General features: G+C 66.1%; 7 protein-coding genes. All 7 read left to right on the forward strand.

Translation table 11 applies throughout. The features are described from left to right. The 7 genes from EYV96_RS18525 to EYV96_RS18555 all read left to right on the forward strand — a co-directional run bounded on the left by EYV96_RS18525 (position 1) and on the right by EYV96_RS18555 (position 9,693). Entirely contained in the window at positions 1 to 957 is a 957-nt protein-coding gene (locus tag EYV96_RS18525) for a DUF58 domain-containing protein (RefSeq protein ID WP_131153074.1), read from the forward strand. Continuing rightward, on the forward strand, positions 957 to 1,463 hold the full coding sequence (locus EYV96_RS18530) for a DUF4381 domain-containing protein (RefSeq protein ID WP_240732658.1): 507 nt from the start codon (positions 957 to 959) through the stop codon (positions 1,461 to 1,463). The genes EYV96_RS18525 and EYV96_RS18530 overlap by 1 nt, the downstream gene beginning before the upstream one ends. Continuing rightward, positions 1,450 to 2,466, forward strand: coding sequence for a VWA domain-containing protein (locus EYV96_RS18535; protein ID WP_131153076.1), 1,017 nt, complete (start codon positions 1,450 to 1,452; stop codon positions 2,464 to 2,466). The genes EYV96_RS18530 and EYV96_RS18535 overlap by 14 nt, the downstream gene beginning before the upstream one ends. Positions 2,467 to 2,469: 3 nt before the next feature. Continuing rightward, positions 2,470 to 4,089 carry a VWA domain-containing protein gene (locus EYV96_RS18540; RefSeq protein WP_131153077.1) on the forward strand — a complete coding sequence of 540 codons (1,620 nt, stop codon included), beginning with the start codon at positions 2,470 to 2,472 and terminating at the stop codon, positions 4,087 to 4,089. Then, complete coding sequence (locus EYV96_RS18545; protein WP_131153078.1) at positions 4,086 to 5,435, forward strand: BatD family protein; 1,350 nt, start codon at positions 4,086 to 4,088, stop codon at positions 5,433 to 5,435. The genes EYV96_RS18540 and EYV96_RS18545 overlap by 4 nt, the downstream gene beginning before the upstream one ends. 75 nt (positions 5,436 to 5,510) lie before the next feature. Continuing rightward, positions 5,511 to 7,946: a tetratricopeptide repeat protein gene (locus EYV96_RS18550; protein WP_131153079.1), complete on the forward strand. Its 2,436-nt coding sequence runs from the start codon at positions 5,511 to 5,513 to the stop codon at positions 7,944 to 7,946. A 205-nt stretch (positions 7,947 to 8,151) separates the two neighbouring features. Then, entirely contained in the window at positions 8,152 to 9,693 is a 1,542-nt protein-coding gene (locus tag EYV96_RS18555) for a DUF1254 domain-containing protein (RefSeq protein ID WP_131153080.1), read from the forward strand. The last annotated feature ends 1,295 nt before the right edge of the window (positions 9,694 to 10,988 follow it).

Raw genomic sequence — 10,988 nt, forward strand, 5'->3', positions numbered from 1 at the left:
ATGCCTGCTACCGCACCCAACGACGTCGGCACGGTTTACGTCACGCCCGAATACCTTGCACGCCTCGAATACGACGCGCGCCGGCTTTCGTTTTTTCCGCATCGCCCACACCACAGCGTGCTGGCTGGCCGGCACGCGTCACGCCTGCGTGGCCGCGGCCTGGATTTCGAGGAGATCCGCGCCTACGTGCCCGGTGACGACATTCGCTACTTGGACTGGCGCGCCTCCTCGCGCGCCGGTCGCGCCTTGGTGCGTTCGTACACCGAAGAGCGTGACCGCCCAGCGCTGTTCGTAGTCGACCAGCGCATCTCGATGTTCTATGGCACGCGCCGCGCGATGAAATCCGTGGTCGCCGCCGAGATGGCGGCGATCGGTGCGTGGATGGCGTTTCAGGCCGGTGACCGCGCCGGGGGGGTGGTGTTCGACGACCAGCGCATCCAGAGCGTGCGCCCGCATCGCAGCCGCACGCGCGTGCAGGCCATCCTCGGCGCACTCGCTCGCAGCAACCAGTCCCTCGATGCCAACACGACCGTCCGCGCGAAGGCCAGCCAGCTCGACGATGCCCTGCGCGCGGCGCACAAAGTGGCCACGCACGACTACCTCGTCTGCATCATCAGCGACTTCTACGGCGCCGACGAACACACGCTCAAGCTGATCCGCGAACTGGCCGAGCACAACGACGTCATTGCCGCGCTGGTCTTCGATCCCTCCGCGCGCGCCGTGCCGGATCGTGGTCGCATCGTCGTCACCGAAGGCGAGCTGCAGGTGGAGCTGGACCTGGGGAAATCCTCGATCCGCGAACCGATCCGCGAGATGTTCAACACCCACGAGCGCGACACGCTGGATCTGCTGACCCGTTGTGCGGTGCCGATGTTGGCGCTGGACACCGAGCAGTCCACGAAACTCCAGGTGGCGCGCATGCTCGGTCATGCCTCGCGCCGGCGGGAGCGTACGTGATGCTGCCGCAGGCGCCCGGTCCGAATGTGCCCAGCCTGGCGACGCTGAAGGATCTCCCCTTGCCGCCTCCGCCCACCTCGTACTGGCCGCAGGCGCCGGGCTGGTGGGTGTTGCTGGCGCTGATCGTGCTGGCCTTGCTGGTCTACGCGATCCGGCGCGCATGGCGCTGGTGGGCCGATCGCTACAGGCGCGCCGCCCTGCTTGAGCTGGATGCGATCGAACGCGATCTCGCCGAGCCCGCGCGTCGCGGTGCCGCGCTTGAAGCGCTGCCGGCGCTGGTGAAGCGCACGGTTTTCACGTGGGCGCCCCGGCAACGCATCGCGCCGATGACCGGTGACGCGTGGCTCGGCTTCCTCGACCGCACCTTGCCCGGGAACCCCTTCACCGCCGGGCCGGGGCAGCGGCTGGAAACCATCGCCTACGGCGGCGATGCATTGGGCAACGCGGAACAGGACGCCCTGCTGGCCTTGCTGCGACGCTGGATACGCGACCATGTTCCAGCTTGAGTACCCCTGGCTCCTGCTCGCCTTGCCGCTGCCCTTGCTGGTGTGGTGGCTGCTTCCCGCGTATGGCGAGCGCACGCGCGCGATCCGCGTGCCGTTCTTCGACGACGTGGCGCTAGCCACCGGGCAGACGCCCGCGCGTGGCGCCGTGATCCTGCGTTCGAACTGGCTGCGTCGCATCCTTGCGCCGCTGTGCTGGGTGCTGGTCGTGGTGGCCACGGCCGGCCCGCAATGGCTGGCGCCGCCGGTCGAGCGCACCGAGTCCGCGCGCGACCTGCTGTTGGCCGTGGATCTGTCCGGGTCGATGCAGACACCGGATTTCCTCGATGCGCAAGGTGCGCGCATCGACCGGCTGTCGGCGGTCAAAGGCGTGGTCGACGATTTCATCACCCGTCGCAAGACCGACCGCATCGGTCTGATCGTCTTCGGCACCAATGCCTTTCCGCAGGCACCGCTCACGCTCGATCACAACGCGGTGCGCGAGTTGCTCAATGATCTTCGCGTGGGCATGGCCGGCCCGCAGACTGCCGTCGGCGACGCCATCGGCATGGCAGTGAAGATGACCGAGCATTCGGCGCAGCGCGAACGCGTACTGATTCTGCTCACCGACGGTCACGACACCGCCGGTCGCCTGCCGGCCGAGAAAGCCGCCGCCATCGCCAAAGACCACCACATCGTCATCCACACCATCGGCATTGGCGATCCCGACGCGAGCGGCGAAAACCAGGTGGACCTGAGCGCGCTCGAGCGCATCGCCAAAGTCACCGGCGGCCAGAGCTATCGCGGCGAGAACCGCGAACAACTCGCGGACATCTACCACCTGCTCGACCGCATGACACCCAGCAAGGTGAAGCACTCGGTCTATCGCCCCAAGGTCAAGCTCTACTACTACCCGCTGGGACTGAGCCTGTTGCTGATGCTCGGTTACCACCTGCTGATGCTGACCGTGCTCGCGCCCATGACCCGGCGACGCGACGAGCCCGTGCCAGAGCCACGGAGCGCCTGAGCGATGGAACAGGGCTTCCACTTCATCCGCCCGCTGTGGCTGCTGCTGTTACCGGCGGGGCTGTTCCTGGGCTGGTGGTGGCAGCGCCGCAACGATCCATTGCAACGCTGGAAGGGCTTGATCGCGCCGCACTTGCTCAAACACCTGGTGATCGGCGACATGGGCCACTGGCATCCGCGCCCCATCCACTTCGTGTGCGCGGTGCTTGTCATCGGCGGCATCGCCTGCGCCGGTCCCACGTGGGAACGCGACCCGCCGCCCTTCAGCGAGGATCGCGCCGCCATGGTGGTGGCGCTCGATCTGTCTCCCGCCATGAACGCGGTGGACGTGGCACCCACGCGACTCGAACGCGCCAAGCAGAAAATCCGCGACCTGATGAAGGAGCGCGCCGGTGGTCGCACCGGCCTGGTGGTCTACGCCGGCTCCGCGCATATGGTGTTGCCGCCCACGGACGACGCCAGCTTGATGGAGCTGTTCGTCAGCGCGCTGTCGACCGATCTCATGCCCGACAAGGGCCAGAACGCTGCGGCCGCGCTCGCCATGGCCGATCGCCTGCTGGCCGCCGAAGCCGATCCGGGCACCATCGTCTTCATCACCAGCGGCTTTGACGATGCGCAGATTCCCGCCTTCCAGGCACACGCAAAAACCTCGCACGCCCAGGTGCTGCTGCTCGCCGTCGGCACGACCGAAGGCGGCACGTTGGTCGATGCCCACGGAAAGATGGTCATCGGCAGCGGCGGCGCGCCCGAGATCGCCAAGCTCGACGAGGCGGCCCTGAAGCGTCTTTCCGACGGGGCCAAGGTGCCGCTCGCCAGCCTCACCAACGACAACACCGATGTGCGCTGGGTGCAGCGCGAAGCCATCCATCACCTGGAAATCGTGCACGACCCGAATGCGACCACGCGCTGGAAAGAGTCCGGTTACATCCTGTGCTTCCCGCTCGCGCTGATCGCGCTGTTCTGGTTCCGGCGCGGCTGGATGGTGCGCTGGGTGATCGTCTTCGGCGTACTGGCACCGTCCATGTTGCCGGCACCGGCCCACGCGGCCGACGGCACCGTAATCAACTGGTTCGTGACGCCCGATCAGCAGGGTCGCTGGTACTTCGAGCACGGCAACTACGAAGCGGCCGCCCATCATTTTTCCGACCCGTACTGGAAAGCGCTTGCGATGTATCGCTGGGGCCGTTTCGAGCAGGCGCAGACGATTTTCGCGAGCCTTCCCGGCCCTGATGCGGCCTTCATGGCCGCCAATTGCCATGCGCATCGCATGGAATTCGATGATGCGCTGATCGGCTACGAGATGGCGCTGAAACTTCGTCCGACGTTCGTCGAAGCGAAAAACAATCGCGACCTGATGAAGGCACTGATCGCCGAACGCGAAAAGAACCCACCCGAAGATCACCCGCCGGACGAGAAGGCCGACGAGATCAAGGAGGATCAAGAGGGCAAGCGCGGCAAGGAGAAGCAAGCGGTGAAGTCCGGTGGCGTACGCCAGGTGCCGGCCGATGTGTGGATGCGCAACCTGAGCGTGTCGCCGGCGGATTTCCTGCGCATGAAATTCAATATCGAAAGAGAGGGGCCGGCGCCGGCCAGCACGGTACCGGCGAGGAGCACGGCGCAATGATCCGCGCAGCCTTGTTCCTGTTGCTGGCACTGCTTACCGTCGTGGCACGAGCGGACGACACGGCGTTGCCCAATACGGACGATCCGAAGCGCCTGCAGTTGCGCGTGCACCTGGAGCCCGAAGGCACGCTCGTGCAGGGCGAAACGGCGCGCCTCGTCGTGGACCTCCTGACGCCGGAGTTCTTCCACGAAGCGCCGACGCTGCCCACGCCACGCATCGAGGGACTCTACGTCGCCCTCACCGACGAGAACGCCGCGCATCCCGTGGTGACGATCGATGGCGCCAACTGGTCCGGCATCAGCCGCGTGTACCTGGTGACACCGCTGAGCGGCGGGCGCATGACGATTCCTTCGTTCCAGGTGTCGGTGAGCCTGGGGGCGAATGGCGACACGGTGACGGCGATGACACCCCCGGTGCCTTTGCGCGTGCAGGCACTGCCGCTCCCGCCCGGCGTTACCGAGGCGCTGATCGCCAGCGACGTGAAGGTCAGCCAGGCCGTGGCACCCGACAAGGGCGGGTTGCGTGTCGGCGACAGCGTCACGCGACGCATCGTCATCACTGCCGACGGTGCGCCGGCGATGATGATCCCGCCGCTGGCGTTTCCTCCCATCCATGGACTCACCACCTATGCCGCGCCGGCACAGACGCGCAATGCGGTGGGCGACCAAGGTGGATTCATGGGCGGAGAGCGGACGGAGTCGGTGTCGTATGTGATCCAGGAGCGCGGGCATTACACCTTGCCGCCGGTCACCGTGCGCTGGATGGATGTGCAGACCCATCAGTGGCGCGAAAGCACTGTGCCTGCCGTGAAGTTCCATGCGTGGTGGGGTGCGCCGGCCCAGGGGCGGTTCGGCGTGCCGGGGCAGGGGCCGGTGGAGCGTGCGTGGGCGTTCCTGCGCAGCGACCTGGGCATCGCCCTCGTCGTGCTGGTGGCGCTGGGCGTGGCGGCGTGGTGGTTCCGGGCACACTTGCGGCGCGCCGTGCAGTCGATGCGTGAGCGGCGCGAGCGCCATCGGCAATCAGAGAGCGTGGCGTTCCACAAGCTCATGCGTCTTCGCCACAGCAGCGATGCCGACCGCGTCTATCGCGCGGTGGACGACTGGCTTCGCCGCTGTGCGCGGCAAGGCGAACCAGGCAGCCTGGATGCCTGGATCCGGCGGTATGGCGACGACGGCCTGCGGCTGCAGTCACGCGAACTGCTGGCGCGCGTTTATGGCGAGGAAAGCAAGACGGCCGATGGCTGGACCGCGCAGCCGCTGCTCGACGCGCTCAAAGCCGCGCGCCAGCGACGGCATACGCCACCGTGGCGCCGCCGGGTCGACCTGCCGCCCTTGAACCCGGTTTGACCAAGACTCGACATCTGGCCCGGTATACGATCCTGTCACGCGATAACGACCAGCGATTCACACCGGAGGGCGGGAATGGGTAGGTCCAAGAAACGTCGTCAGACACCTGCCAAACCCGCGCCGACCCCCGTTCCCGAAGACACGTCCACCCGCTACTGGTGGGCCCCGCTGGCCATCGGCCTGCTGGTGATCCTGGCGCTGGGCGCCTGGTGGCTGCATGAGCCGTCCTCGCCCACGATCATCGCCCCGCCCGCACCGGCCGCCAGCACAGCGGCAGCACCGGCCACGCCGCCCGCGCATTACGTCGGAGCCCAGACCTGTGGCGGTTGTCATCAGGCGCAAATGCAGTCCTGGCAGGGCTCGCACCACGCGCAGGCGATGATGCTGGCGCAGGGTGATGCGGTGAAGGGACGTTTCGATGGCGTGGCGTTCAAGGCCGACGGCAGCACGGCCTTGCCGTTCAAGCGCGACGACATGTTCTACCTGCGCACCGATGGCAAGGACGGCCAGCCAGCGGACTTCGCCATCAAGTACACCTTCGGCGTATATCCGTTGCAGCAGTACCTGGTCGAATTTCCGGATGGCCGCTATCAGGCCCTGCGTGCCTCGTGGGATGCGCGTCCGCGCGAAGCCGGTGGCCAGCGCTGGTTCAATCAGTACCCCGGCGAACACATCGGCGCTCACGACAACCTGCACTGGACCGGCCTGAACCAGAACTGGAACTACATGTGCGCGGATTGCCACTCCACCAACTTCCAGCGCAACTACGACGCCACCGCCGATACCTTCAAGAGCACGTGGAGCGACATCAATGTGGCTTGCGAGGCCTGTCATGGCCCCGGCTCGCGCCATCTCGACTGGACGAAAGGCAGCGAAACGCAGAAAGCCGGCGACAAGAGCAAGGGCCTGGCCATCGCCCTGGATGAGCGCCATGGCGTGCACTGGGTACCCAATGAAGCCAGCGGTAGTCCCGTGCGAAGCGCGGTGCTGTCCAGTCATCGCGAAGTGGAAACCTGCGCGGTGTGTCATGCGCGGCGCGGCGTGATCGCGAAAGACTCCGCGCCCACCGGCCGCCTGATGGACACGCACGATCCGGCCTTGCTCACAACGGGCCTCTATCACGCCGACGGCCAGCAACTGGACGAGGTCTACGTCTACGCCTCGTTCCTGCAGAGCAAGATGTACGCGCAGGGCGTGACCTGCAGCGACTGCCACGATCCGCACAGCGGCAAGACCCGCGCGCAGGGCAATGCGCTGTGCCTGAGCTGCCACACCGCCAGCAAGTTCGACACCACCGCGCACCACATGCACAAGGCCGACAGCGCCGGCTCGCAATGCGTCGCCTGCCACATGCCCGCGAAGAACTACATGGTGGTCAACCCGCGCCCGGATCACTCCATCCGCGTGCCGCGCCCGGACCTCACCGAGAAATTCGGCGTGCCCAATGCCTGCGCCACCTGCCACGCCGACAAGGGCGCGACGTGGGCAGCACAGGCGATCGAAAAAGCCCATGGCCCTGAGCGCAAGGGTTACCAGCACTTCCTCCCCGCGCTGGACACGGCCCGCAAGGGGGCGCCCGGGGCGGCATCGGGCCTGATGCAACTGGCGCAGGACGCCACGTCGCCAGCGATTGCCCGCGCGACGGCGGTCAACGAACTGCAGCGTTATCCCAGCCGTGAGGCGCTGCCCACGCTGCAACACGCCTTGAGTGATCCGGATCCGTTGATGCGCATGGCGGCGCTGGAATCCCTGCTGTCGTTCCCGCCCCCGGTGCGCGCGCAGCTGGCGCTGGCGCATGTCGACGACCCGGTGCGCAACGTGCGCATCAAGGCCGCGCGTGCCGTCGCCTCGCTTCCGGACAACCTGCTCGATCCGGCACAACGCGAAGCGCGTGATCGTGCCTTCGCGTTCTGGCTGGACGCCCAGGCCGTCAACGCCGATCGCCCCGAACCGCACTTCGACATCGGCATCGTCTACGCCGAACGCGGCGATGCCGCCAAAGCGGAAAGCGAGTTCCGCCTGGCGATGAAGCGCCAGGCCGACTTCGTGCCGGCCTACGTCAACCTCGCCGATCTGTACCGCTCGCAAGGGCGCGAAGACGAGGCCAGCGCCGTCATCGAAGAAGGCCTGAAAGCGGCGCCCGCCCATGCCAGCCTGTTGCACGCCAAGGGTCTCGCACTGGTTCGCGCGGGCAAGACGCCCGAGGCGCTGGCCTGGCTCAAGCGCGCCACCGATGCCGCGCCGGACAGCGCCCGCTTCGCCTATGTCTATGCGGTCGCCCTGCAATCGTCCGGGCAGATCGATGCGGCGAAGAGCGTCCTGGCGAAGGCGCTGAAGGTCTCGCCGTACGACCCGGCGCTGCTCTTCACCCTCGCCGCCATCGAGCGCGATGCCCATGACTGGGTCGCTGCGCGCGGCTATGCGGAGCGGCTGCTGGCGGTCGCCCCCGCATCCGGCGATGCCCAGCAGCTCAAGCAATCCATCGAGGAAGCCGCCCGGGCGCCTAAGTAAAACTACTGGCGCGCATTCGGTGAATTTACGGTAACCACCGCCTGCGCGCCGTGCTGATATCCCCCTTCGTCAGGGCCTCGAACGCCACGGCTCCCACGACGCGGTCACCGGCAAGGACGAAGCGAACATACCCGGCCAGGATGCGTTGCCCCGGGTACGGTGCATCGCCCCGCGAGAACAGTCGTTCACGCAAGGGAGCGAGCGTATGTCCATCGTCCGTGCGCGGCTGGCCGCCGCCATCCTGGCCCTCGTTGCGTCGGTCTTCATCGTGCCCGGCTTCGCGGCGGACTCCCCGCCCAAGCATGCCGCCAAGCATGCGAAGCGGCCGAAGATGACGACCGACATACCGTCGTCGCTGACCATTCCCCCTTCCGTCGACACGCCTATCGGCACGCTCAACTTCAAGGACGGCGTACCCGACGAAGACACCGCGCAAAAGGCTTACGACAACCTCGATTTCCAGCGGGCCGTGCAGGCTTTCCTCGATACGCAGCAGGCCGCCTCGCTGGCCGCGATGCGCAAGGGGATTCATAGTGCCGGTGGCAGCGCGCATGCCGCCCTGCTGTTCGGTGACCTGCTCGATTCGAAGTCGTTGTTCCTCACCGCCAATACGGACACCGTCTACGCGACGGCGTGGATCGACCTGCATGAAGGCCCGGTCGTGGTGGAAGTGCCACCCCATGTGCTGGGCCTCGTCGACGATTTCTGGTTCCACTACGTCACCGACATCGGCCTGGCCGGCCCCGACGGCGGCAAGGGCGCGAAGTACCTGTTTGTCCCGCCGGGCTACAGCGGCGAAGTGCCGGCGGGCTACTACGTGTCGCGTCCGCGTACCTTCGGCAACTGGCTGATCCTTCGCGGCTTCACCGAAAACGGCAACCCGCGTCCTGCCGCCGCCAACATGCGCAAGCTGCGGATCTTCGCGCTGGCGAAGGCGGACAAACCGCCGCCGTTCCATTTCGTCAATGTCACCGGCAAGGCTTTCAATACGATCCAGGCCTCCGACGCGTCGTTCTTCGAGCAGGTCAACGAAGTGGTGCAGGAAGAGCCCGCCGAAGCGAGCGATCCGGAGACGCTGGGCGTGCTTGCATCCATCGGCATCGTCAAAGGCCAGCCGTTCGCGCCGGATGCGCGCATGAGGAAGATCCTCGGCGAGGCTGCCACCGTGGGGCAGGCCACGCTGCGTTCCATGGTGTATCGCAATCGCGACAAGGCCGCGAAGATCTATCCCGACGGTTCATGGGTCACCGGTTTCATCGGCGGCAGTTCGACGTTTGAGCACAACGGCGTGCGCCTGCTCGACCCGCGCTCGATGTTCTTCTTCATGGCCACCGGCATCACGCCGGCGATGAGCGAAGCGAAACCCGGCATGGGCTCGCAATACGCGGCCAACTACGTCGACGCGCACGGCCAGATGCTCGACGGCGGCAAGAGCTATCGCGTGCATTTGCCCAGCGGCATCCCGGCGAAAAATTTCTGGTCGCTGGTGGTCTACGACACGCAGACGCGCTCGGAACTGCAGACGGATCAGCGGTTGCCGGGGATCGGGAGCCAGAAACAAGGGCTGGCCAAGAATGGCGATGGATCGGTGGACGTGCACTTCGGGCCGACGGCGCCGAAGGGAAAAGGCGTGAACTGGGTGCAGACGCTGCCGGGGAAGGGGTGGTTCGTGATTCTGCGGTTGTATGGGCCGACGGAGGGGTGGTTTGAGAAGAGCTGGCGGCCGGGGGAGGTGGAGGAGGAGTAGATCGCGCTGCTTCCCCAACCGTCGTCATTCCGGCGAAGGCCGAAATCCAGCGAAATACGGGTGCGCAGCACGCCGATTAAATGGAGTGCTTCGCACGACGCATCCCACTGGATGCCGGCTTTCGCCGGCATGACGACGTGGGAGTGTGGGGCGATAACCGTGTGTGGTCGTCACTGGGTGCCTGCCTTCGCAGGCATGACGGTGCTTTTTTGGACGTGGGGTGTAAACCGTGCGTAGTCGCTCATGGACGACGCGGATTGTGCGCGAGTGCCATTAGCGGTGGGGCGGATAGCCAACAGTCGGACGTTAGTTGGCCCCACCGGTGATCACTTGAGCCTGCGCGTCCCGTGAGGCACGTATCTAACTTGAGCGCACCCCGCCTCTCAGGCCATTTTCTTTGGGTTACTTTTATTTTGGGCCTCGGCCGGCGGCAGCCAGGCCGAAACGCCCGCTGCGTAAGCGGCCCGGTCGCGGTATCGCACAGATGAGCATGATCGCCCCTGGATGCCGGCTTTCGCCGGAATGACGACATGTGAGGGGTGCGGTCAACTAACCCCTCACTGCAACCCCACATACGTCCTCTTGAACCCCACCGCATCCGCCATCCCCTGCGGCTTCCACTCCCCATCCACCACGAGCTGCTTCCCATCCGCCGACGGTGTCCGCCGCTCGTTCAATTGCGACCCATCGGCGTACTGAGCCTCCAAAGGGCCGTCATTCCGGCGAAAGCCGGAATCCACTGCGACCACGTTTCAAGGCTGCAGCGATGCGGCGACAAATGGGTCGTCGCCGTGGATTCCGGCTTTCGCCGGAATGACGACATGTGAGGGGTGCGGTCAACTAATCCCTCACTGCAACCCCACATACGTCCTCTTGAACCCCACCGCATCCGCCATCCCCTGCGGCTTCCACTCCCCATCCACCACCAGTTGCTTCCCATCCGCGGACGGTGTCCGCCGCTCGTTCAATTGCGACCCATCGGCGTACTGAGCCTCCAAAGGGCCGTCATTCCGGCGAAAGCCGGAATCCACTGCGACCACGTTTCAAGGCTGCAGCGATGAGGCGACAAATGGGTCGTCGCCGTGGATTCCGGCTTTCGCCGCAATGACGACATGTGAGGGGTGCGGTCAACTAATCCCTCACTGCAACCCCACGTACGTCCTCTTGAACCCCACCGCATCCGCCATCCCCTGCGGCTTCCACTCCCCATCCACCACGAGCTGCTTCCCATCCGCCGACGGTGTCCGCCGCTCGTTCAATTGCGACCCATCGGCGTACTGAGCCTCCAAAGGGCC

The organism is Dyella terrae (genome assembly GCF_004322705.1).
Lineage (GTDB): Bacteria > Pseudomonadota > Gammaproteobacteria > Xanthomonadales > Rhodanobacteraceae > Dyella_D > Dyella_D terrae.